13 protein-coding genes, 1 tRNA gene and 4 pseudogenes are annotated in these 24,382 nt (G+C 69.1%); 8 read left to right on the plus strand and 10 right to left on the minus strand.

Going from position 1 to position 24,382, the window contains the following annotated elements:
- Positions 1-361: 361 nt before the first annotated feature.
- The 8 genes and pseudogenes from ACGFMP_RS35040 to ACGFMP_RS35075 form a co-directional block, all read right to left on the minus strand.
- Positions 362-1,123, minus strand: a complete 762-nt coding sequence (locus ACGFMP_RS35040; RefSeq protein WP_393677807.1) for a DNA cytosine methyltransferase — start codon at positions 1,121-1,123, stop codon at positions 362-364.
- Between the two features lie 17 nt (positions 1,124-1,140).
- Positions 1,141-1,302, minus strand: a pseudogene (locus tag ACGFMP_RS35045) (cation transporter); the annotation flags it as partial.
- 433 nt (positions 1,303-1,735) lie between these two features.
- Positions 1,736-2,470: a hypothetical protein gene (locus ACGFMP_RS35050; protein ID WP_393677808.1), complete on the minus strand. Its 735-nt coding sequence runs from the start codon at positions 2,468-2,470 to the stop codon at positions 1,736-1,738.
- A complete protein-coding gene (locus tag ACGFMP_RS35055; protein ID WP_393677809.1) occupies positions 2,467-3,102 on the minus strand; it encodes an RNA polymerase sigma factor in 636 nt (211 codons plus the stop codon). Before ACGFMP_RS35055 ends, ACGFMP_RS35050 begins: the two co-directional genes overlap by 4 nt.
- Before the next feature lie 757 nt (positions 3,103-3,859).
- Positions 3,860-9,232 carry a DEAD/DEAH box helicase gene (locus ACGFMP_RS35060; RefSeq protein ID WP_393677810.1) on the minus strand — a complete coding sequence of 1,791 codons (5,373 nt, stop codon included), beginning with the start codon at positions 9,230-9,232 and terminating at the stop codon, positions 3,860-3,862.
- Positions 9,229-10,158, minus strand: a complete 930-nt coding sequence (locus ACGFMP_RS35065) for a hypothetical protein (protein WP_393677812.1) — start codon at positions 10,156-10,158, stop codon at positions 9,229-9,231. Before ACGFMP_RS35065 ends, ACGFMP_RS35060 begins: the two co-directional genes overlap by 4 nt.
- 22 nt (positions 10,159-10,180) lie before the next feature.
- On the minus strand, positions 10,181-12,199 hold the full coding sequence (locus tag ACGFMP_RS35070) for a hypothetical protein (RefSeq protein ID WP_393677814.1): 2,019 nt from the start codon (positions 12,197-12,199) through the stop codon (positions 10,181-10,183).
- A gap of 353 nt (positions 12,200-12,552) precedes the next feature.
- Positions 12,553-17,028, minus strand: coding sequence for an AAA family ATPase (locus tag ACGFMP_RS35075; protein WP_393677816.1), 4,476 nt, complete (start codon positions 17,026-17,028; stop codon positions 12,553-12,555).
- A gap of 110 nt (positions 17,029-17,138) precedes the next feature.
- On the opposite strand from ACGFMP_RS35075, the gene ACGFMP_RS35080 reads away from it, so the two are divergent.
- From ACGFMP_RS35080 to ACGFMP_RS35115, 8 genes and pseudogenes are all read left to right on the plus strand, one after another.
- Complete coding sequence (locus ACGFMP_RS35080; RefSeq protein ID WP_393677818.1) at positions 17,139-18,014, plus strand: hypothetical protein; 876 nt, start codon at positions 17,139-17,141, stop codon at positions 18,012-18,014.
- 173 nt (positions 18,015-18,187) lie between these two features.
- A pseudogene (locus ACGFMP_RS35085) lies at positions 18,188-18,469 on the plus strand (hypothetical protein); the annotation flags it as partial.
- Positions 18,466-18,717: pseudogene (locus ACGFMP_RS35090) on the plus strand (lanthionine synthetase); the annotation flags it as partial. The pseudogenes ACGFMP_RS35085 and ACGFMP_RS35090, both read left to right, overlap by 4 nt.
- Positions 18,639-18,899: pseudogene (locus tag ACGFMP_RS35095) on the plus strand (bifunctional DNA primase/polymerase); the annotation flags it as partial. The pseudogenes ACGFMP_RS35090 and ACGFMP_RS35095, both read left to right, overlap by 79 nt.
- 114 nt (positions 18,900-19,013) lie before the next feature.
- Positions 19,014-19,295, plus strand: a complete 282-nt coding sequence (locus ACGFMP_RS35100) for a hypothetical protein (protein ID WP_393677917.1) — start codon at positions 19,014-19,016, stop codon at positions 19,293-19,295.
- Entirely contained in the window at positions 19,292-20,563 is a 1,272-nt protein-coding gene (locus ACGFMP_RS35105; protein ID WP_393677820.1) for a DUF3631 domain-containing protein, read from the plus strand. The genes ACGFMP_RS35100 and ACGFMP_RS35105 overlap by 4 nt, the downstream gene beginning before the upstream one ends.
- A 246-nt stretch (positions 20,564-20,809) precedes the next feature.
- The gene (locus ACGFMP_RS35110) at positions 20,810-21,010 is read left to right on the plus strand and encodes a helix-turn-helix domain-containing protein (protein WP_393677822.1); all 201 of its coding nucleotides are present in this window, start codon (positions 20,810-20,812) and stop codon (positions 21,008-21,010) included.
- Between the two features lie 58 nt (positions 21,011-21,068).
- Positions 21,069-22,454, plus strand: a complete 1,386-nt coding sequence (locus tag ACGFMP_RS35115) for a tyrosine-type recombinase/integrase (RefSeq protein ID WP_393677823.1) — start codon at positions 21,069-21,071, stop codon at positions 22,452-22,454.
- Between the two features lie 42 nt (positions 22,455-22,496).
- On the opposite strand, the gene ACGFMP_RS35120 is transcribed toward ACGFMP_RS35115, so the two are convergent.
- Both ACGFMP_RS35120 and ACGFMP_RS35125 read right to left on the minus strand, forming a co-directional pair.
- Positions 22,497-22,573: transfer RNA gene (locus ACGFMP_RS35120), tRNA-Thr, on the minus strand.
- Between the two features lie 102 nt (positions 22,574-22,675).
- A complete protein-coding gene (locus ACGFMP_RS35125; protein WP_393677825.1) occupies positions 22,676-24,322 on the minus strand; it encodes an alpha/beta hydrolase in 1,647 nt (548 codons plus the stop codon).
- Between the last annotated feature and the right edge of the window lie 60 nt (positions 24,323-24,382).

Below are 24,382 nucleotides of genomic sequence, written 5' to 3' on the forward strand. Positions count from 1 at the left end.
GGCCCTGTCTCCATGCGCACCCCGACCGGAGATCACCCGACCGAGAAACCACACTCGAACCCACGCTCACCACACCCGATAGCGCAACAGCTTCTAAGCCCAGCCCAGACAGTGTCTGGGCTGGGCTTCTGTGAAGCCGCCTTCGGGATTCGAACGCGAGACGTACGCATTACGAGGGATGGTGAGGTCGTAGTGAGGGGTGCCGGGTGGGGGCGGCGGGTCCTGTCTGGGCTGGTCAGGGGCTTGATGACCGCGTCGGCGTGGTGCTGGGTCCAGCGGCTACCGCGCCGTCCGCTCACGCATCGCTGACGCATACGTTGCCCAGCCCATTCACCAGTCACCCAGTCACCCAGTCACCTAGTCAGCACAGGCCGTTCCGCCAGCATGCTGAGATCACCGTGGAAAACCCGCCGGGGATACCACTCGCGATCCGGCTGGCGACCGGCGGCAGGCCGGCCTGTGAGCCCAAAATCGACCAGCCGACGAAGCGCTGCGAGACGCAGGAGAGAAAAGCCTGCGGCCAGCGCCCAGAAAACTCTCGAAGAGCTTGTGGTGCAACGAGCAATACCCTCGCCGCCCGGACGAGCGCCGGGCTCGCCCCCGCAGGCTGGGCGACGTCGCCGCTCAGTGCCCTACGCCTCGGCACCGGCGGCGTGGCGTTGCCCACCAGCCTTCGCCCCACACGGAACGGCTGGTCTATTACCCAGTCGTCCGGGAAGGTCTGAAGACGCATCTGCTCCCGAACCGACAACGGCCGGTTGTCCCAGTGAAAGGGCCCCGTGCTGGGACCTGGAGAAGCCGGCAGGGTCCAGGACGCCCGGTCCCTCGCCAGCTTGAGCAGGAACGACCAGTAGCGTGTACGCCAGCCAAAGGGTTCCGCGCCCTCACCACGCGCCGTCAGGTACAGGTAGTTGCCGCCTTCGGGGATAGAGGGCAGCAGTCGGGCCCACTGACCCGTGGCCGGGGGCATCTCTTCCTCCTCAAGGTCACACAGGGCATCCCAGGCCCGGACTGGCAGGCCGGTGTGAGTGGCCTCGGGCAACCGGACGGTGACCGGGTCCCGGTAGGCGATGCCAATCGCCCGGCGGCGGTGCTGGGGCACCCCGTAGCCGGCGGCATCCACGACCTTGGCTTCCAGGGCAGGCGGTTGACGGCTTCATAAGCGGCCAGTGCGGAGGAGGCGGCGATGGTCAGCACGATGACGGTGCCCGCCAGATCTTCGGCTCGTCCGTAGCCGTGGGTGTAGCGGCGATTGGCTGCACGTCGTCCGATAACGAATGCGATCCCGAGCGAGACGACGGATGAGTCTTTCGGCGCGGGTGTCCCCCATCAGCAGTTCCAGGGACCTGGTCATCGACCACGAGGTCGCCGACACCCGCGACCCAGCCGCCGTTGTCGCGGCCGGTCTAGCCCTGGCCGAGCGGCACGCCATCGCGGGTGTCGTCACCTGGGAGGAATACTGCCTCGTCCCGACCGCCGAACTCGTCGCCCGCCTCGGACTGCCCGGCAACAGTGTCGAGTCGATGAAAGCGGGCCGCAACAAGGCAGCCAGCCGTACGGAGGTCGCCGAGCCCAACGTGCCCTCGGCGACCTCCACCCGCGTCGAGCCGCGCGCTTCTGCGTACCGAGCGGCGCTCACCATGACGAACGTGCCGACGCCGTCGGTGCCCTTCCATATCCGACGGCGTCGGCGCACAGCGGTGGCCCGGCTTCTTCCACCTGATGGGGGCAGGTGTCAGCTGTGGTCGGGGGTGGCTGTGTCGGGAGTGGGCATGGGAGGAAGGTCGGTCGTGAAAGCGTGGACACAGGCGGGGCCGGCGCCCTCGCGTAGGCCGATTTCGATGTCGGGGTCCGAGCTCACTGCGGTCACTCCGAAAGCGAGTTCCAGATGGGTTCCAGCGGGGAACCCGGCGGGGCTGATGGTGGCGAAGTACGCTCCGTTGCGGTGGGAGATCCTGATCGAGTTCCGTATGGCGTCGTCGATCACCGGGTTGTCCGGGACCCCGTCCTCCGGTGGGCAGGAGGGGTCGGCCACGTAGACGCGCGCGGGCACGCCCATTCGCTCGAGGTCGCGTTGAAGGTGCGGTGCGTCCGGCTGTGCGACTCCTGCCTTGAGGATGGTGACGGTGACGGTCCCCTGCTTCTCGCGGTCGAGGGTGTAGGCGACGGTGGAAATGTGCTGGGGGGCCCCGGCTGCCGGGGTCGGCGCGTCGGTGTGTGCGGTGGTCCGGTTGACGGCGAGCGCGGTTCCGGCCAGGGCGGCGACCAGTGCCACTGGCACCGCCACACGCAGGGCTAGGCTGCGGCGCGAGCCGGCGCGCCGGGAATCCTCGGTGACATTGCTCATCAGGTGTTCCTCAAGAAGGCGTTGGCGGTCGTCCGAGAGAACCGGATCGCCGGGCGGCGGGAGCAGCCGTACGAGCTCCAGCTGGTCCAGCGGTTCCTGACGCCGCCACGGATTGAGGGTCATCGGTGTGTCTCCTGGTTCGACCGAGCCGCTTCGGTGCGGCCTCCTCGTACTTGTCCGGTCCCGTGCTGCGGTTCCACTTCTCCCCGTCCGGCCCGTCTCCTCTTCAGCTCCTCGTCCGCGAGCTTGCGGAGCCTGGACCGTGCACGGGCAAGCCGGGAGCGCACCGTCCCCACGGGAACGCCCAGGGCCTGTGCCGCCTCTGTATAGGTGAGACCGGACCAGACGCACAGGGTGAACACTTCCCGTTCCGATCGGCGAAGCCGTGCCAGCACCGCCTGCGCCGCGGTAAGTTGCTCGGCGTCCGCCATTCGGCCCACCACCTCGTCGGCGAAGTCCGACGTGGTCTCCCGTGCCGGTAGACGGGCCAGAGCACGGTCCTGCCGCCGCCCGGCGCGCGCGGTATTGCGCAGGACATTCGTGGCTATGCCCATCAGCCAGGGCCGCGGGGTCTCCCCTTCGTCACGCAGCTTTCCCCGAAGCCTCCACGCCTCGAGAAACGTCAGCGAGACGATGTCCTGGGCCAACGTCCAGTCACCGGTCAACCGCATCGCATGGCGGTACACCACCTGGGCGTGCTCCTGGAACATCTCCCTGAACGCCTCGACGTCGCCTGCCCGGATCCGGGAGTGCATAGAAAAATCCACACCCTGTCTTGTCCGACGACTCGCAGGCATCCCAGTGATCTGCATCACATACGCCGCTGGGATCGGCTGCATGAGGCTCCCCGGCGGACGGTCCTGCGGACGTGTGCCGGGAAGCCAGTGTGCCGTCCGGCTCGAGGGGCCGCCGCTACTGGATGGTCGTGACGGCGCGGTAAGCAGGAGCACTCGTCTCCGAAAGCGCAGTCGGGGAACGTGACCGTGGCGACGGCACCCGCCTGGAAACTGCCGAAACCATACGCGGACTACCGCGGGCTCAGCCCGGTGAACGGCGCTGTCCGCGAACGCACTCTGCACGCTTGTCCACCGGCTGTCCACCGGAAGTCCGTGAACGGCGTTCCGCGAGGGGTAACCGGGCGGCCGAAAGGCCGTAGACAAGGAAAAGCCCCAGGTCACGGCGAGTGAGTCCTGGGGTCTTCCGGAGCCGCCTTCGGGATTCGAACCCGAGACCTACGCATTACGAGGCCTGCAAGATCGTGACGAGTGATGCCGAGCGATGCTTTGCGGTTCGTTTTTTCCTGGTCAGCGACGTACAGCTCGACAGGCAATCCATCCTGTGACGGCCCGTGCCGCGCCGTCCGCTCACGCATGGCTCACGCATGGCGGGCCTGCGAGCCGCAGCTTCAGGTTCACAGCAGGGCGACGCACCCTCGCGGCTCCAGCTCGGTCATCAGGCCCCCGGTGGCGGCCAGGTGTCCCTCTGCGTTCAAGATGTCCGGAGCTGGACCGTTCAGAGTCCCTGGAGCTGCTCGATGATCTGCATGGGGCTCTTCTCCAAAGTGAACCAGTCTGCGACGACGATCCGACCCGCGTCTTGCGTGTACTCAAGCGCGGCATCCAGCGCGGGCTGGAGGTCGGTGCTCACCGCGTCCATTTCGCACATGTGGAGCGGATGCTTCGCCACCACGGCGTGGCGCAGGCCCCCGCCCGAGGCGAAGGCCAGTCCGGGCAGATCCCCGTTGAGGAGGGTGCCCTTCAACATCTTCTGGAGGCCGGTCAGGGACCGGCGGGCACGGTCGGCGGAGGTGCTGGCGAGACCGCCTGACAGGACGGTCAGCAGGTCACCGGCGAGCCGCCAGTCGAGTAGGGAGTGGTAGGCCATGTTCGAGTAGTCGCGCAGGCAGCGGGGGCACGAGGAGGTGCAGATTCCCGCGTGCTCGGTCTGCCTCAGCGCGTCCAGGTAGGTATGGACGGCCTGCATGAACTCGGCGATTACCTGCGGGCTGCCGAGGTGCGTGCTGAAGCCCGCGCCGTTCTCCAGGGCATCGGCCAGGAAGGCGTAGGCGACAGGGCCGTCTGGGTGCGGTCCGGCGTGGATTCCGGCCAGCAGTTCCTGTCGGCCGACATCGAGGAACTGGGCGGCAGCGCTGCGCAGGAGGAACGCGAGCGAGTACCAGGCGGCCCGCCTGCCCTGGCTGATGTCGCCGCCGTAGGCGGGGGCAGTAGGGGTGAGGTTGAGGCGGTAGCTGTGGGCCTCGTCGACAGCGGAAACCGGGCCGAGGAAGAAGAAGTCCGTGGGCAGAACGGCACCCAGGGCCACCTGCAGCTGGTCGCCGGTGTTCATTCCTGTAGCGAGGTACCCGCCCCAGGGGCCCGCTGCGCGGCGCAATGAGAACAGGTCGCCGTTGTTGTCGTTGATGATGTACCGCTCGCCCGGTCCGGAGTAGACGTGTGCTTCCTCCCAGGAGGCGAAGCGGAGGGTCAAGAGGTTCGCGGCTGCCCGGGACGAGACCGTGTTCGGAGTCCAGGCGAAGACTCCGTCGAAGTCTCGCGGAGCACTGGCCCGGAACCCGGCGGGTTCCCGCAGGTCAACGACGTCATAGTCGTCGGCCTCGCAGGTCGGGCAGGTGCCCTCGCTGCTGGACGGCGTCTTCTCGACGTGGTTGCAAACGCGGCACAGGCCCACGGTCCGGGGGTGTTCCAGTGGTTCCGCGACGGGCCTCACGCCCCTGGGCATGGGCTCGAAATCGGTGATGCCGGTGACGGTGTAAACCTTGCCGTCCTTGACCACCTCGCTGCCCGGTGCGAACTGTGAGACGGACATGGCAATGTCACGGTCGATGGTGTTGCCGGGCGGCCACGGGAACCTCTTCTGCGGGACGTCCAGGTAGAGCTGCCGGACGCGGGTCGGGAAGCCGAACATGGGCAGCACGCCCGCATGCGCCAGCCGCTCGCTGAGCTCCTCGGCGCCCGTGGGCATAGCGGCCACCTCGGTGATGCGGCGCAGCAGCTTTTCCCGCCACTGGCTTCCGAGGAGGTCGGCGGACTGGAGCGGGGTGAACGCGGTGAGGGCCTGTGCCGTCGCGGCCAGAACGCTGCTCTGCTGGTCGAGCCAGTCCCGTACGTCAGGCAGGGCGGCGGCCCAGTCCCTGGCCTTGCCGAACTCGCCGTGCACGCTGCCCGAGCCGCCATGGGTGTCAAGGCCGCGGAACGCGAGGCGCAGAACCTCGGCGGCCATGGCCCGTTCCAGGATCTCCGGACGCTCGAGGGTGAGATAGGGCGGGGGCGTGGGGTCGTTGGTGATGGACGACGGGTTCGCGAAATAGTGCTCGTCGTGGCTGCGTCCCCGGCAGACCGTGAGGGCGGCCGCCACGGGAGAGGAGCGGCGGCCCGCGCGTCCGACCCGCTGCTGGTAGTTGAAGCGGCTCGGCGGCATGTTGGCCATCAGGACTGCGGAGAGCGGCCCGATGTCTACGCCGGCTTCCATCGTGGTGGTGACCGACAGAAGGTCGATCCCGTGCACGAGCGGAACCTCAGGCGGGTCGTTGAGGAAGACCTGCTGGAAGCGGGCCTGGCGTGACTGGGCATCGAGGCGATCGGTCTGCCCCGTCAGCTCGGCGCAGTTCAGGCGGAAGGCGGCGCGGCCGCTGGCGGCCTTCCAGGCGTAGTAGTCGCTCGCCTCGGGGTTTGCGTCGGGCGCTGACTGGGTGGGGAGCTGGCTGCGGCACCGCGTGCACGTTCCGGCGCTCGGCGTGAGGTGACGGCGCCCGCAGTAGGTGCACGTCCAGGAGTGGCCAGGAGAGGGCTGTACAGCCGTCTTCCTCGGGTCGATGAGGTAGTCGCGTACGGTGCCGCTGCCCCAGGCGGCTTCCGCCGCAGCCTGTACGTCGTCGGGGTGCATGCCCTGACGTTCGGCGACGCCTGCCCAGAATTCCTTGAGCCGTGGCGGGGGCTTGTCCCTGCCTTCGCGGAGACTGGTGAAGCGGCGGAGTTCGGCGAGGATCCGAAGGCTCGCTCGGCCGAGGCCGTCGCGGTCCGGTGTGGCTGGCGCAGGGGTGACCGAGCCCAGGCCGAGCGACTCGATGTCGCGGCCAGCGCCGGAGAACAACGCTTCGAGGGTGTTCTCCAGGAGGCCGTCTTCAGAGCTGAGGGCGGCCTGCGCCGCGTCCGAGGTGTTCACCTGGAGTGCGGGAGGCTGCTGCTCCCAGTCGAAGAGCTCGTGCCAGGGCTGGTTCTGGACACGCTGCACACTCGGTTTCGGGCCGGCGGGGTTGACTCCCAGGGAGAGCAGGCGCGTGTTGACGTGCACCTTGGCCAGGGAGTCAAGCGTCGGAGGGGAGGAGAGCCGTTCTCCCGCCGCGGCTGCGGCGTGTTCGTCGCCGTCCATCAGTGCCAGACGCAGGGCACTCAGATCGTTCTTGTTCCGCGTGCGGAGGCGCTCGATGGCGTCGGCAATGTCTGGGGACTGTGCTCCTCCCGCATCACGGACGGCGGCGACGTCCTCGGCGATGGCGGCGGACTTTCCGAGTTCGTCCAGGGCGAGGAGACGGACGAGGTCCTGGTAGTGGCGCAGCTCCATGCCCGCAGAGAGCTTCGCGGCGTCCTGCCGACTGTCGGTGAAGACGATCAGCTTGCGTTCGGCGGGGTCGGTGAACTGCTCAGCCAGCTCGTCCGACAGCACCTGGTTGATCTTCTCGAAACCGGTCCTCATCGTCCGTACGGGCGAGGTCAGCCGTACGGGGTCCGTGATGGGCCTGCGCGTGCGGTCCTTGGCGTAGCGGCGCTCCCAGTCGGCTCCGCAGCAGGGGCTGCGGGTGGGGAAGGGCGGGAGGGAGGAGAGGGCGAGCCTGGACTGGCCGGTCTTCTTGTCCGTAGGAGTGCTCACATGGAAGGTCCAGCCGGTGAAGCCGGCTTCCCGGTTGCGCAGGTGCCCGCTGGCCGGATCGTAAACGCTGCGCCGGAAGGCGAAGGTGACACTGCCCTTGTCCGCGCTCCACTCGGCGTCGTCGTCAGCGCGCTGGGGCTTCGTGGACGGCCAGTAGACGACGTAGTTGGCCGCCGTGCGCTCCTTGCCCGTCTGGTCGGGAACCCGGGAGAGGTCGGGGCTGTCGGGGAGCAGGACAGAATTGAAGAGATTGCTTCCGGTGGCGTTCTGAGGGGCGTAGCCGCCGAACATCGCCTCACCGCAGGACTGGCAGTAGAGCAGCTCCAGGACACGGGCGCCGCAGTCGCAGGACGCGCGCGGGACGGAGTAGATCCTGCCGACGGATCGTTCGGAGTGCATGAGCGAGTTGGGAACCTCAGGGCACTGGCGGTCGGTGCAGGCCCACATTCCCGCGACGTTGCGGAAGAAGAGGTGGATACGGATCCGGGGCAGACTACTGGCTCCGGCAGCCGCCGCAGCGCGGATGGCGGTCGCCGTGCCGTGCAGGGCCAGGTCGGCTTCCTCCCTGCTGTTGGCGGGGAAGAGCTTCCTGGCCAGGGAGGCGGCGGCCATCGACGGGGCGGAGGGCGCGCTCGATCCGGCGCCAAGCGCGCTGGCCAGCGCGTCCGCCGCGCGGGTCGTGGCGAGCATCTGGGCGGCCTCAGCTGGATCGGGTTTTGTACGGGAGTACTCCGCCAGCTGGGCGGCCGCCGCGGAGATGTTCTCGGGGCCCTGGGCGCGGGGCGCGGCCTCTCCGGGGATGAAGTGGAAGGAGCCTTCGTCCGCGGCGAAGAACTCCTGGAGGAAGAGGCGGTCCGTATCGCGGGTCTCGTCCAGCGAGGCGGATGCGGCGAGGATGCGGAGCTTCTCGGGACGTCGGCTCAGGCCGAGCCGGTGCACGAGATTGCGGATCAGGTACGCGGTCTCGGTGCCCTGCGTCCCGCGGTACATGTGGAGCTCGTCCAACACCAGGGTGAACCGGGCGTCGTCGTACGAGTCCAGCCACTGTTCGGTGCTGCGGAAGAAGTCCTCGTCGCGGCTGCGCTGGAGCATCACGTTGAGCATGGAGTAGTTCGTGATCAAGATGTCGGGGGACGCGTGGTACATGTCCCACCGGCTGCGCATCTCCGCTCCGTCCAGGCGGGGGGCGAAGTAGCGGACGTCCTCCTTGCCGCTCTCCTCGGCGGCCTTGCGGGCTCGCTCGCTGCGGGCGGCGGTGGTCTTTAGGTAGGTGCGTAGCTCGTCGACGGCGAAGCGCTGGTCCGGGCCTCCGGTGACGGGGGTGCTGCCGGTGAAGCGCCCGAAGTAGAAGCGGTGGCCCTGCCGGTGCTCTTCAAGCCACTCGCGGACCATGTCGCTGTCCAGGGCGCGCCTGAGCCTGACGAGCTGGTCGTCGACGAGTGCGTTCATCGGGTAGAGGATCATCGCCCGGACCGCGGGGGCGTGCCCGGTCTCGCCCTCCCGCTGCGGGCGGTAGTCCGTAGAAGCCCGCTCCCACCACCGGTTGAGTACGGCGGGGGCCCCCTTCCAATCCACTGACTCGCGCAGCAGATCGGCCAGAATGGGCAGGAGGAACGCTTCGGTCTTCCCGGATCCAGTGCCCGCAGTGATCACCGCGTTCCGCCCGGCGGCCATCGTGCTCGCCAGAGCCCGTTCCTGGTGGGTGTAGAGCTGCATGCCCTCCTCGAAGAGCCCGCGCTCGGCGAATCCCGCCAGTTCGGCGGGGGCGCCGGCGGCCTTGGCCGACTCGGCAGTGCTGTGCCCCGTGAGGGCGTACTCGGGCCGGAGCTCGACGAACGGGTCGGCGAAGACACCGCCGGGCTGGTCGAGCAGGGCCCGGCGCTCGGCCTGGAGGGCGTCGTCGCGGAGCCGGAAGGCGGTGTCGTAGTAGCGCAGGTAGGCGTCGACCAGGGCTTTGTGCGTGGCGAAGGCGTCCAGGCCAGACAGGGGCATGCTCATGCGGTCTCCAGGCGGCGGTGCAGAGTGTGGGCGATGCGCTCGGCGATGAAGAAGGGGACTCCGTCGTAGTGCTCCGTGTTCGCCGTACGCAGGCTCGCGAGCCCTGTGCACAGGACGGCTGTGCGTTCCTGAGCCAAGGGCAGGGAAGTCTTGCGATCGGCGGTCAGGCGTCCCAGAGCATTGCGTCCTGCCTGCCCCCGAACGGGATGATCAGCCTTCCACCGCAGGGGGAGTACTGACGGACGGAGGGCGTGGTGGATGCCGGCCCTGCGGTCGACGCTATGCCAGGTCCGTTCCGGGGGAGGGACGCGGGTATGGAGGCCCGGCGCCGCCTGGCGGGGAGGCTCGCACAGGAGCGCGTAGCGGTCCATCCGGCCGAACTGCTTGTACTTGTACAGGCCGGATACGGGCCTGCGGCCGAGGAGACCCACGGGGCGGAACCGGCCGGTGAGGGGATCGAGCAGTTCGGCCACGTTGTCGGGTGCCGGCGGAGCCATCTCCGTCCCCGGGGCGAACGCGCTGAGGGACCGGGAAGCAGACTCAGCCGCGCAAGGGACGACCGTAGCGCTGACGGCCACGGCGAACTCGTGGAGGTGGGACGGCTCCGTGTACTGCAGCCACAGGGCCGCTGGCAGCGGTATCCCGGACTGCTCATGCTGTTGCGGCATGGCCACCGCCCCGTGCTTCCTGTAGAAGTCCGGGTCGGCGGGCCGGGCGCCGGTGAGCACGGCGGTCTGGGTGTTCCCGGGCAGGTCGGTGACCTCGCAGGGGTTCGTGCGCCACTGGTCGCCGCGCCAGTCGATGGTGACGGTGCCGAGCGCCTCGATGCGGCTGAGCCACTGGGTGACGGGCTTCCTCTCGTGGCCGCTGGCCCATGACGCGTCACGGATGAGCGTGCGAAGGGATCCGGTGCCTTGCTCCGCCATCCAGGAAATGAAGAAGTCCGGCTCAAACACGCGTGAATCCCCCTCGCGGGAACTGACTCAGGGCGGCTTCCCTGTAGCGCTTCCACAAGGTGGCGTGGGGGACCCCTGTCAGGCCGAACAGAGCGATCTTGCTCCAGAAGTCCTTGGCGGCCCGGCTCAGGGTTCCGAAGTCCGGATCCTGTGACCGCAGCAACGTGACGGCAGGTGCCCCGGTCTCGGAAATGACCACCAGCCACACGGCCTCGGGAGGGACGGGTACGCGTGCTGTCCCGCCGCCGCCGAGGACCGGCGCGCGATCCTTCCACCACGCGGGCTCCTGCGGACGCCGGATAGTGAGGAAGTGTCCTCGCGCCGTAAGGAAGCGCGCGTCTCCGTCCAGCGGGACGGTAACGCTGCCGGAGGGCGTACCGGAAGCAGAGCCGACCGGATGGCCTGCCTGTGGCTCCGCCCCCTGCTCCAGGTAGAAGTCAGCCTCCGCGCCGCCGGCGGTGAGCACATGCCGGCCTGGAGCCAGGTCTTTACCGCGCAACACCACCAGGCCGTCGGCGGGGACGAGCAGGGGCTGGCCGTCCAGAGTGACCAGTCCGGGCTCGCGGAACTCCTGGGGGACCATCACATCGGGCTCCCCGCCCAGCAGGAACAGCGAACGGTGGTTCCATTCCTTTTGCACGCGCAGTCCGTTGCGCAGGCTCAGCCGGTGGCCCAGGACATGGCGGATGTTCTGAATACCGGATCGTGACAGAGCGGCTGTCAGCACCGACTCGTCGGTGAACTGCAGCTCGGGAGTGATGTGCCAGCCCTGAAGCGGGGCGGCTCCAGGCTGGTACCACCGATGGCCCGTATCAGCCAGGAGCCTCTGAAGCCGACTCTGGCCGGATTTGGTGAACAGGAATGTGTAGGGCTCGAAGACGGTCAGCACGTCCGTATCCGTCCAGCCTCCGGCGACCGGGTCTTCGCGCAGGGCCAGGACATCGCGGCCACGTTCGATCCGCACGGCCGTCTTCGCCCCTCGTGCGGTGAACCCGTGCTGGAGAGCCTGTGCCACACCGGGTACCGCCCCTGAGAGCGCGTACGCCTGATCCGAGGCACCCGAAGCGAGTTCCAGCGTTCCGCCGGGGTGCTGGAGGGAGTCGCGGTCCACGCCGTCCACGGCCTCCGCGTGCCAGCGCACCTCCCACCCCATGAAGTCCTCTTCGAGCACCACGCGCAAGGACACGGGGAGCAGGCCGCCGTCGATACAGCCGTGCGCGGCGGTTCCGTCCCAGCCCTCCAGCAGCGTGGCCAGCAAAGGCTCCAGGAGACGGCCCTCGGTCTGGGAATCAAGCGCCTGGCGAAGCCTCTGGGACAGGCCCTTTGGGTTGATGACGCTCCACCCCTTGAGCTTCTCCAGCAGCCACGCGCCGTCCGCCGGCTGCCCGGGGGACACGTGGGATGCCTGGAAAAACCGGATCAGGGCCGCGTGATCGGAGGCCCTGACCAGCGCCTGGGACTGGGCGTAGCCAATCTTCCGGGGCGTGGGGTTCTCTTTGATCGTGCTGAGACCACGCCCCCCGGCCTGCTCCCGGAGCCATTCGTCCAGGTAGCCCCACTGGTCAACGACGGCGCTGTAGTAGTTCTCAAGTGGCTTCCGGTGCCGATCGCCGCCCCAGGGGGGCTGGAGCACTTCAGCGAGGCGCGCGTAGTACGCGGGAGCCCCGACTCCCCGTTCGTTCCGCTGCATGTTTGCAGCTGCCAGGACTGCCGCCGCGAGGAGCGGCAGGCAGGGGGGTGGATCCTCGCGCTTCCCAAGCCTCCAGGTTCGGCAGCGGTCGACGACTGGCGTGTACGGGTTCCCGTGCCAGGCGAGTGCGGAGCTCACTGCGGTGCCGAGCTCTTCGACCTCATCTTCCCCCCGGAGGGTGAGTAGCTCTGCTTTGTCGATGAAGAAAAGGACCGGAGTACCCCTCCGGTGCTCGCCGAAGAACACACTGGCCAGGCGGGCCTGCCACCATTCGAATGCAGCCCAGTAACTCGAAGGGTGATTGCCGGACCGCGCACTCATCGGCCTGCTCCGTGACGGGGGCCGGCCCCGGCGGCTGAACCTGCCGCCCGGCTTCGCGCAGGCAGCACAACAACCATGCGCACGTGCATGAACAGCCCCCCACCTCACGAAACCGTGCTGATGAGCAGACAGCACGCCACAGATTTATCACCTCGCAGCTGTCGGTTCCATAGTTACCGGGTTTCTGGGTGGGAGGTGACGCCAGGCTGCTTGTGTGATTGTTCAAAAGGCCTGCGGATGTCACCGCGCCGATGGATGATAAGAGGATTTCTTTAGCTCTGCAGGGGCTTTCCGGCTCGGCCGTCAGTAAGAAGTCACGCCACCCTTGAGAGGTGCATCCAGTCAACGGCCCGTCACAGCAGCCTGACGTCGACCGACAGGGTCGCCAGGCCCGCAGGGCCGTACAGGTGGAGCACGATGCCCGAGGGCCCTTCGCCCATGGCGATGCCGTGGACCGGGGCGCCGGTCAGAACGGTGTGGACGAGGTGGCCCGTCCGCGGGTCCCAGATCCGGACACCGCTGGCGCCTCCTGAGACGAGCAGCGTGCGGTCGTCGGGTGCGGGCAGGCCGGTCAGGGCGAAGGTGTCCTGGGACTCCCAGGCGGTGATCCGGGTCCGGGTGGCCACGTCCCAGACACCGACGTGTGTCCCGTTCGACATCACCAGGAGCGGGTCGCCATCGCCCTCCAGGATGTACAAGACGCTGCCGTGCCCCCCTCTGTGGTCCCAGCGCGGCAGCGCACCGGTACGGCGTCCCGATGCCACTTCGATGAGCACGACCTCCTGGCCGACGCCCGCCACGACGACGACATCGCCGGAGGACGAGGGAGGCAGGGCTCCCAGCAACTGGACGGGGGATTCGCCGATTTCGGCGCTGAGCGGGACCGTACTCGCGGTGGACTGCTCGGCCTCGGGGTCCAGGACCACTGATGTGAGGTCTCTGATGTGGCCCGTGGCACCCATGGAAACGGACATCGGCAGGCCTGCGGCCGTCCAGGCGACGCATGAGGACAGGATGGACCGGGACAGATCCTTGCGACTCGTCATCACCATCTGTCCCGAGATGAGATCCCAGATGGACAGGTCGCCCTTCGGGTCGCTGACTGCCACTCGTGTCCCAGCGGGGACGAGCGGCAGGACCTGACTGACGAGCCCGGTCCCGATGCGCTTCAGCAGGGTTCCCGTCGTGGCGCTGTGGACGTCGATCCCGCTTCGGGTGGCGAGGACGAGGACATCTCCACCCGTAGCTTCACCGGTGGCGGACAGAAGCGACCTGCACACGGACCACGTGGGTGCACGCCGCCGGTGCTGCTCCAACGAGGGTCCCCGGTACACCGACTCCGTCAACCCGTCCTCGTAGAGCGGCCCGTCGAAGCCAGGATCCCAGATCCTGATGCCCTGCGGACCAGCCGACACCACTCGCGGACCGGCGGGATCTTCAAGGACCGCGAGGGCGTCCACGGACTTGATGTCAGCATCGAACGAACGAGCTGAATCCGTGCCAACGCCCTGCAGCACGATGCGGCCGCGTGCGACGTAGGCGAATGCCGTCCCTTCGGGTCCCGCCACCGCCGTGCTGCCGCCTTCCCGAGTACGCGCCACCGGCTGAGCGGTGAAGGGGTTCCACACTTGCAGGGGTACCAGGGGATTGGGGGACTCGGCGATCAGCAGGTCGTCGTCAGCGTTGTCCGGCCGGGCGACACCCACCACGCCCGACACCTGGCCGCCTCCGAAGGAAGGCCCCACTGTCATGCCCGACACCGGGTCCCACAAACGGATTCCGTCCTCGCAGCAAACGGCGACCAGGGCCTCGCCGCTCCTCCGGCGGACCACCGCCGTCAGCCGGAGGAAAGGCGCCCGTCCGCGGTCGTACTCCCGGGTGATGTCGTGCGGGAACCCGGAAGCCTCGAACAGCTTGTTCGCACGCGGCCTCCACACGAAGGCACCGCGGCTGGTCAGGACGCACAGCCTCCACAACGCGGGACCATCTGCCAGGACATGCACGTCATGGGTGCGGGGAAGCGGCGTCTGCGCGATGGGCTGCCCGGAGACAGGGTCGTAGATCCACACATCATGCTGCCCCAGCGTGACCAGGAAGGTGCGCCCGCCGGTCGCCAGGATGGTGCGCAGGCGGTGCACCGGCCCCGTGTCCAGGTCCGCGACATGTTGGCCCGTCCTGGCATCCCAGATCCGGACACCACCGGCCTCTGCCGCGACGGCGACCAGCTGGCGCCCGTCCAGCGTCGGCACCACACATAGGGCGTTCGTCTGACCCGGCGCGGGCGCCAGTACGTTCACGCGCGCTGCCCAACGCCCCCAAGCCGGCGTCACGGGCAGGCCACCCAGCGTGCTGGCCCACATTTCGTCCGTCCCGCCGGGTCCCCGTACGCCGCGGTGGAAGGCGATGCTGCCCAAACGCGAGGCGTTGTCGGTGCTGGCATCGGCGTACGGCTCGATCAGGGCCGCCGCCGTCAGGTTCCGCCGCTCAGGATCCCCGGCGGGAAGGGGCAGCGCGAGGCGGGCACGCAGGGTCCCGGAGGTCTCCTGGGCGAGGAGATCCAACGGCACCTCACGGTCGGTCAGGATGCCGCCAGCTGCCGCGTGGTGCAGGAAGTGCCTGCGGACGTACGGATGCGCCAGGTGCGGCCGGGCGCGCTCCACCAGGCCTGCGAGGGCGCGGGTGATGGCGACCTGCGCCGCCGTGTGCGTGCGAGGCCCGTCCACAGTCGCCGCTGGGGCCGGACGCCAGTCGTGGCCGGTCAGCAGTAGGTCGGTCAGCCGCTGGTGCACGGGGCGGTAGACGATACGGGCATCCTCTTCGGCGGTGGCGAGGTAGCCGGTGAGACGGCCGGATCGGAGCGTGCGGATCGCGTGGTCGGCCGCGTCAAGGTCAGCGTAGCCCGGACCGTACGCCGCGGAGGCCAGCGCGGCCGTGACGGCAGGCCAGACCTCCGCCCACGGCAGTCCGGCCCCCGGTGCGAACGCCGTCGCGCGCAACGCGGTGACCAGCAGGCCGGCGCTGACTCCCGTAGCGGTGGCTACCGCTTGAACATCCTCGCGCAGGAGGCCGGTGGTGCCGTCGGCGAGGCGCCTCAGCCAGCCCGCCTCGTCGAGGTTCTGGCGGACCGCAGCCGTCCTCAGCTGATTGGCGGCGATCCGGGCGTCGAGGAAGGAAGGCGCGACCGCTTCCGCGATGTGGCGTGCTGCCGCCTCGGCGGCCTCCGGCGCCCCGTGATACGGGCTGGTCTGCGGGGCGCACAGCAGGGTGGCGGTGTAGGCGGCGATGTCAGCGGAGCAGTCGGGGCCGTCAGTGCGCAGGATCTGTACTGCCGCGTCCTCCGTGCGCAGTGCGTCGGCCAGCTTTCGGAGCAGATGGTCGGCCCATTCGTCGTGCAGGGCCGTCCCGGACGAGTACAAGGTGGTGGGGGAGCTGCGGACGCCGATCACGAGGCGGACGGCCCGTTCGGTGCCGTCGGCGGTGGTCAGCCGGGACAGCGGGACGATGAGGTCGCCTACGCAGGCGAGCGGGTCCTCGGCCTCGTCCAGTGCGTCGATGACGACATTGACGGGGCTGGCGGCGCCGGAGGAAGACCGCTCGGCCAGCAGGCGTAGCAGGGTCTGCAAGGGGAGTTCGCGGCCGTCGGGAGCGCCGCCGAGCGCGGAGAGCAGCTCTTCGACCACCACCCGCGCGGTTTTGTTCCGGGCCAGGACGGCGACATCGACGGCGCCGAGGCCCGGTCGCAACCTGTCCGGGATGCCCGCCATCACGGCCGTGTACTTCGGGTCGGCCGCGAAGCCCGCGTCGGCCAGGGTCACCAGCCGCGCCAGGAGAGCCGACTTTCCCGAGCCTGCGGCTCCGGTCACCACGAGAGCACCAGCGCCCTCGCGGACGAAGTCGACCACGCGCGCCATCGGCTCGGCCCGCCCGCTGAAGTACCATCCGGGATCGTCAGCCCCGGCCCGTCCCGAGGCCCGCTCCAACCAGAACTCCTCCAGCGAGCCGGAACCCAGCATGAGCTGACGCAGCGCCGGACTCGTCGCACTCTCCAACGGCTTGTAGCGCGGGTTGGGCAGGCAGGCGCTCCGGGCGCGGCCCGGCGAGTGAGGCACGATCCACTCGGCGCTGACCAGCTCCTTCTCCACGCCCCCTTCGTTCAGGCCCACCTGGTGCAGGAGCTGCTCCCACTCCGCGAACGACAGGTGGGATCTGGTGTAGCCGGAGGCCTCGTCCCGCATCCGCTCGCAGGCCAGGGCGACGCGCCGGGTGAAGGAGCCCACCAGAGGCTTCTCGAAGTGGTCGCCGGCGGTGATGACGGCGGTTCCCTTGTGTCTGTGGCGTTCATCGGACAGGTCCTGGAACAGGCTGCCGAGCTCGGCGCGGAGGGTACCGGAGTGGCACGAGTCGACGAGCACCATGACGTGCTCGGACCGGCTGTCCAGGACCGCGCTGATGAGCTCACTCGTGGGGAACGCGGTCGCCAGCAGCCGTTCTTTTTCCGTCTTCGGAAGCATCAGGTAGTGGCGCTGCGCGAGGCGGCGCATCCCGTGGCCGGTGATGTAGACGACGACGGCTTCCTTGTAGCTGGCCGCTGCCAGGTTCTGGCCGTGTAGGAAGGCGCGCAGATCGTCCACGGACCGCAGCGAGTGTTCCGCCCGCACCACCTCGAAGCGCCGGTCGTCCCCGAGTTCAGGATCCGCCAGCCACCCGGTGATCCGTTCCACCTGGGCGGCGATGCCCTCTTTGAAGCCTTCTTGCCCGTCCTCGTAGCCGTCGACCGCGATGACAACCAGCCGCCTGCGGACGATGCCGTCCAGTTCTTCCGCGCTCAATCCGTTCCCCCCCGCTCGGCGACGTCAGCCTAACCCGGGCTGTACGGACCGTCGCGGGCGCTGGCTACGATCAGCCAACTGGCAGTCAGAGGACGGCGAACGGGGGAAGCATGGGCGCGCTACAGATCGTCGGGGTGCACGGAATCAAGCAGGGCTCGGACGCGACGACGGCAGGGTTGAGTGCCAGCTGGCAGGCGACGATCGACGAGACGCTAGCTGCTGCTCCGGCCAGCGGGGCTGAGGTCGGGGCCGTGGTCACCGTCCCGTCTTACCAAGCTGTTTTCCCGCAGACACCCACCCGGTATGTACGACTCGGCGGCCCGGGGGCGGGGCTCCTGTCGGATGACAGGCCCATCGATGAGGAGGAAGAGGACTTCATCCTCAGTGCACTGGCCGCCTACGCTCCCTCCGCCGTTGAGGAGGAATCGCCCGAGGCGGGCCTGACCCTCGGAGAAGGCCCACTCACACCCCGGATCGTGCGCCGGATCCAAGCCGTGGACCGGAAGATGGGCAAGGGAGTGACGGGCCGCCTCCTGTGGTTCGTCCGCGAGGCCCATACCTACCTGCACAAGGAGGAGACGGCCGTCCTCGTACGCGCAGCGGTCGCCGAGGCCCTGACCGAGACGGGCGCGCGCATGGTCGTCGCCCACTCCCTGGGCAGTGTGGTGGTCTACGACATGCTCAGTCGCGGTGAGGCCCCGTACGTGACCATGCTGGTGACGTGCGGATCCCCGCTGGGCTGGCTGGCCGGCCGCAAGGGCATCCGCTCGGAGGGCGAGCGGCTCACGGTCCCCGTCGGCGTGGAGTGGACGAACTTGTATGCCTCGAAGGACTTCGTGACCGGATGCGTCGGCCTGTCCCACCTCGCGGCGGGTGTCACAGACATCGAGGTGAACAACGGCGCGTTCCCGCCCTCCCACGACGTCCACCGCTACCTCGACAAGCCAGCGCTCGCCGAGGTCATTGCCAAGGCAGGTATTGCCTGAACGGGGGACTGGCGCAACCGCTGTTCGCTGAAAGGGCGAACCTGACAATTTGTCACAGTGGCTCGTTCGATTGGACGACGCCATCCTTCACCCGGGGACCGCGCCCGCCGTCTGGAGGGCGCAATCACAGACCTGCTCAACGACCGGCCGCTGTAGCGTCCCGCCGGGCTCCGGAGGACCCGAGCACCGACTGGGCAGCCCTGCGCAGCGTTCCGGGCCGTGACGCCATCGTGTCAGGATGGGCCGACCGTGAAGCGGCACTCGCCGCGTACCGGCCGCATCTGCCCGGCCCGGCCACCCAGGGCATCGCCGTCGACGACATCCTCACCTCCCTGCTGCGCGTCCACCTCGTGCGCCACGTCACCGTGAACTTCCCGGAGGAAGAGGTGTGCCTCTACCTGGCGCGCGCCGCCGCCCTGGCCTGGACCGCCCGCATCAGGAGGAGTGCCTCGTGACCACTCACACCGCGCTCGGCCTGGTCAACGCCATCGCCACCCAACTCGCCGACCCCGACACCATGCCTCTCAGCTCCAGGACGCTGTCCTCGGACCGGCAGCACCTTGCATACGGCCCGCCCGGAATCGCGCTCCTGCACATCGAGCGGGCAGCGAGCGGCCTCGGCCCGTGGCACCGCGCCCACGCCTGGCTCGCCGCCGCCAGTCGGCAGCCGCTCACCAGCGGCCCGGACTGCCACCCGTTCTGGCGCTCTGCGAGCGCGCCGGGCAGGCCGTCCCCGATACCTACCGGGTTCGGACCCCCAGCGGCGGGCGCCACCTGTACTTCACCGCACCGTCCGGTGTGCGGCTGCACAACACCGCGGGTACCCTCGCGCCGAGGGTCGACACGCGCGCATGGGGCGGACAGGTCGTCGCCCCTGGCAGCGTCACCCGAACGGGCCTGTACGCCGTTGAGAGCGACGCACCCGTTGCAGACCTACCCCGGTGGCTCCACAACGCCCTGACGGCCCATCAGAGATCGCGTACAGCCGTAATCCGGCTCATGCCCACACGTAACGGCACCCGGCTCGCCGCCGCGGTGCTTGAACGCGAAGTGGCCGCGGTCGCCGGGACCGGTGAGGGCGGCCGGAATGCCGAGTTGCTCCACGCGGTCCGCGCAGTGGGCCGGTTCGTGGCATGGGCAGACCTCGACCGCACCGCCGTGGAGATGGCTTTTCAGGCCGCGGGCGAGTCGGCCGGACTGCCGGCGGCCGAGTGCCGGACGACGATCCGCAGCGCACTGGACTGGTCGATCCGTACCGCCCGCACCCGGGAGAGCGCATGACCAGCACCGAACCCCGCCCCGGCCTGAAAAGCCCTACTCCCACCCGCGATCAGACCGGCCTCGCCGAACCGGCCGGCACTCCCACCGGCAGTGGTGCGCCGAAGGTCGCCGCCCGACAGGGCGCCCTTTCTGCTGTTGGCCCTGGCCCGCAGGCGATCGACGGCGCCGCACTGCTGGCGGAAGTCGAGGCGTTCCACCGGCGCTTCAACATCTTCCCGCTGGAGTCCGCCTACGTCGCCGTGGCGCTCTGGGACGCGCACGCGCACCTGATCGAGTGCTTCGACTCCACTCCCCGTATCGCGTTCCTGAGCCCCGAACCGGGATCGGGCAAGTCCCGCGCGCTGGAGGTCATGGAGACCCTGGTTCCCCACCGGCTGATGGCCGCCAATGCCACCACCAACGCGGTGGTCCGGGCAGTCTCCGCACCCGAGGGCCGTCCGACGATCCTCTTCGACGAGGTCGATGCCATCTTCGGACCCGCCGCGGGCGGGGATGAGCAGCTTCGGGCGTTCATCAACGCCGGGCACCGCCGCGGCGCGGGCACCCTGCGGTGCGTTGGTGAAGGCAGCATCCAGACGCCGACCGAATTCCCGTCGTTCTGCGCGGTGGCCATGGCCGGACTCGGCAGCCTGCCCGACACGATCTTGACCCGCTCCGTCATCGTTCGCATGCGGCGCCGCGCTCCCAACGAGAGCGTCGAAGCCTGGCGCCTGCGCATCCACGAGCGTCAGGGCCACGCCCTGCGCGACCGGCTGTCCAAGTGGGCCGCTGTCGTGCGAGAGCGTGTCGCCGAGACCATCCCCGAGATGCCCGAGGGAGTCAGCGACCGCCCCGCGGACGTGTGGGAGCCCCTGCTTGCCGTCGCCGACGCGGCGGGCGGGCAGTGGCCCGAGCGTGCCCGCGCCGCCTGCCTGGAACTGGTCACCGCCGCGAAGAAGGACGACAAGGCCAGCGTCGGTATCAAGCTGCTCTGCGACCTGCGCGACGCCCTCGACGGCGCGCACAGGATGCCCACCGCGCACATCCTGGCCAGCCTCAACGCCCTGGACGACTCGCCGTGGGCCGATATCGGCGGCCGGCCGCTGGACGCCCGCGGTCTGGCCAAGCGCCTCGCCGAGTACGTCACCGCCGACAACGAGCCGATCAAAGCCCGCAACATCAAGACCGGCGACGGCGTCGCCAAGGGCTACTACGCCGCCGACCTGACCGACGCCTGGACGCGGTACTGCCCCCTCACCCCCGGAAAGTCCGCTACCTCCGCTACCTGATCTTCAAAACACCCGCTGAGCTGCACGAACCCGGTAGCGGATAGGCCCCGCGCATCCGCTACCCATCCGCTACCAACACCCCACACCCGCTACCGCGCGACACACCCCGGTAGCGGATCCATCCGCTACCGCTACCCCTGTCCGCTACCTGATCAAGGCCCTGACCAGGGCGGTAGCGGAGGTAGCGGAAGTAGCGGACCTGGCAGAAGAGGGGGCCGCGCCCCCGCTCACCTAGGAGCCACCTACATGAGCACCGCCGCCGCGCCGATCCCGCGAATCCTCTACCGCCCCGAAGAAGCCGCCGAAGCGCTCTCCTTGGGTCGATCCACCATCTACGAACTCATGGCGGAAGGCACCCTGCGGTTCGTCAAGCGCGGGCGTTCCCGCCGCATCCACCACAACGAGCTTGAGCGCTTCGCCGCGAGCCTGACCGACCAATCCCACTGAGCAAAGCGCACCTGAGGCGGGCCGATGACATCGGCCCGCCTCTTCGCGTGGAGGAACCATGGCACCTCGCAAACCCAACATGGAATCGTCCATCTACTTCGGTGGTGACGGCTGGTGGCACGGCCGCGTCACCATGGGAGTCAAGAGCGACGGCAGCCCCGACCGGCGCCACCGCAGGGCCAGGACCGAGACGGAAATTAAGCGCAAGGTCAAGGACCTTGAAGCCCTGCGCGAGAGAGGACGCGCCCCGAAAGCGGGCCGCAAGCCGACGGTGGCGACGTGGATGGAGACCTATCTCACCGACATCGCCAGCCTGAAACTCAAGCCCCGTTCCCTGGACGACTACTGGTCCAAGACCCGAAACGACATCATCCCGGGAGTAGGCCAGCACCGCCTCGACAAGCTCGCCCCCGAGCACCTTGAGCACATGTACCGGGCACTACTCGACGCCGGACACGCCCCCTCGCACGTGCTCAAGGTGCACCGCATCCTGTCGCGCGCGCTGAAAATCGCGCACCGCCGCCGGATGATCGTGGAGAACGTCGCCACCCTCGTGGATCCGCCGACCGTCGATGAAACCGAGGCGAATCCCTTCACTATCGAAGAGGCGAAAGCCTTCCTCGCGGCCGCCGCGAGGCGGCCCACTTTCATGCGGTGGGTTGTCGGCGTTGGCATGGGATTCCGGCAGGGGGAATGCCTCGGTCTCCGCTGGCCGTACGTAGACCTCGAAGCCGAGCTGTTCCACCCGCAATGGCAGCTCCAGCGGCTCACCTGGCGGCACGGCTGTACTGACCCCCACGCATGCGGCAAGCGGCTGCACCGATTCGACGCCTGCCCGCCCGACTGCATCGCGCACAAGGGCTACACCCGTGGCTGCCCCAAGCCCTGCCCGAAGACGTGCGCGAGGCACGCGAGTGCCTGCCCCGAGCGCAAGGGCGGTGGTCTCGTGTTCACGCGTCCGAAGACGAAGAAGAGCCGGAACGCCGTGCCGATTCCCCCGCCGTTCATCCCTCATCTGCGAGATCACAAGGCTCAGCAGGAACGGATGCGGTCTGCGGAAGGGGATGCCTGGCAAGAGTGCGGTGCGGTGTTCACCCGGCCGGACGGTCGCCCGCTGGACCCGCGAGCGGACTGGGAAGAGTTTAAGGAACTGCTAGCTGAGGCGGGGATCGATGACCGCCGCCTGTACGACGGGAGCAGGCACACGGCAGGCACGATCCTGAATGAGCTGGGGGTGGACATCGTGACCGTGATGGAGATCCTGCGGCACACGCAGATCAGCCAGACGCGCCGGTACGTCAAGGGGCGCTCGCACCTGTCCAAGGACGCCATGAGCCGGATGGGCGACACCTTCATGCCGCCGGCCGTGACCCCTACTGAGACCAAGACTGAGACCACCGGTAGCAAATCGGCACGCGCACAGCGCCGACGCCGCATCCGCTGAACGAAAAAGCCCAGCCCAGACACTGTCTGGGCTGGGCTTCGGTGGAGCCGCCTTCGGGATTCGAACCCGAGACCTACGCATTACGAGTGCGTTGCTCTGGCCAACTGAGCTAAGGCGGCGTGCTGCGCGCTCAAGGCCAAGACTGGCAGGCGCAGCGGCGCCAAGTCTACAGGGTTGTGGGGGGTGGTCATGACCGGGCGCGGATCTTGGAAGGGTGCAGGTCAGGCGCACTTCTTGTGGGCCGGGGGGACGGTGCCGGACAGCAGGTAGGCGTTCACGGCGGTGTCGATGCAGGTGGAGCCGCGGGCGTAGGCGGTGTGGCCGTCGCCGTCGTAGGTGAGGAGGTGGCCGGAGGAGAGCTGGGCGGCGAGGGACTGGGCCCAGGCGTAGGGGGTGGCGGGGTCGCGGATGGTGCCGACGACCAGGATCGGGGCGGCGCCCTTGGCCTGGATGCGTTCCGGGTGGCCGGTGGCGGGGAGGGTCCAGTAGCCGCAGACCAGGGAGGACCAGGCCAGGGCGGTGCCGAAGTGGGGGGAGGCGGCGCGGAAGGCCGGGAGTGCCTTGGTGACGTCGGCCGGGGAGCGGAAGGCCGGCGGGAGGTCGAGGCAGTTCACGGCGGCGTTGGCGTACATCAGGTTGCTGTACTTGCCGGCGTCGTCGCGCTCGTAGTAGCTGTCGGAGAGTTTGAGGAGCGGGGCGCCGTCGCCCTTGTTGGCGCTGATCAGGGCGCCGCGCAGGGCGGGCCAGGCGTCCTGGTCGTACATCGCGGCGATCACGCCCGTGGTGCCGAGGGCCTCGGTGAGGGGGCGGTCGGTGCCGGTGGGCAGCGGGTGCTTGTCGAGGCCGGCGAAGAGGGCGTCGAGGCGCTTGCCCGCGTCGGCGGCGGAGGTGCGGCCGAGGGGGCAGTCGGAGCGCTTGACGCAGTCGCGGGCGAAGGCGCCGAAGGCGATCTCGAAGCCGCCGGCCTGCGCGCGGCTGCTTTCCTCGGCGTCCACGGAGGGGTCCATGGCGCCGTCGAGCACGAGGCGGCCGACGCGCTGCGGGAAGAGGCCGGCGTAGGTGGCGCCGAGGAAGGTGCCGTAGGACTTGCCGACGTAGTTGAGCTTGGGGTCGCCGAGCAGCTGGCGCAGGACGTCCATGTCACGGGCGGAGTCGACGGTCGAGACGTGGCCGATGAGGTCGGTGGACATCTTCTTGCAGCCGGCGGCGAAGGTGCGGTCGGCGGCGGCGATCTTGTTCACCTCGGACTTGTTGTCCGGGGTGGCGTCGACGGACGTGTACGTGTCCATCTGCTTGTCGCTGAGGCACTTGACGGGCTCGCTGCGGGCGACGCCGCGCGGGTCGACGGCGGCCATGTCGTAGCGGGAGGTGACCTCGGCGGGGTAGCCGGTGGACGCGTACTGGAGGTAGTCGATGGCGGAGCCGCCGGGGCCGCCGGGGTTGACCAGCAGTGAGCCGAGGCGGCTGCCGGGCCCGGTGGCCTTCTTGCGGGCGACGGCGAGTTGGAGGTCGTCCGCGGCCACGGGGTGGGCGTAGTCGAGCGGGACCTTCATGGAGGCGCACTCGAACTCCGGTACGCCGCAGGAGCGCCAGGACAGCTTCTGCTTGTAGTACGGCGTGAGGTCGGCGGGCGTGCGGGCCGGCAGCGGCGCGAGGGTGGCCGTGGTGGTGGGCTTCGCGCCGGGGGACGCCGTGTCGGACGGGGCGGGCGCGGCAGCCGGGCCGGAGGCGGCCGTGGTCGGTGCGGAGACGGCCGTCCCGTGGTCGGCGCCGCCGGAGCAGGCGGACAGGGCGGACAGCAGCAGCCCGGTCACCGCGATCACGGTGGCCGGGAAACGGAGCGGGCGCACGGGGTGCTTCGGGTGCATCGGCGGCTCAGGTCCTCCCGTCGGATGAATGCGAGCGTAGCTGGCGGCGCGCGGCGACAG

Source organism: Streptomyces sp. NPDC049040 (assembly GCF_043197715.1).
Lineage (GTDB): Bacteria > Actinomycetota > Actinomycetes > Streptomycetales > Streptomycetaceae > Actinacidiphila.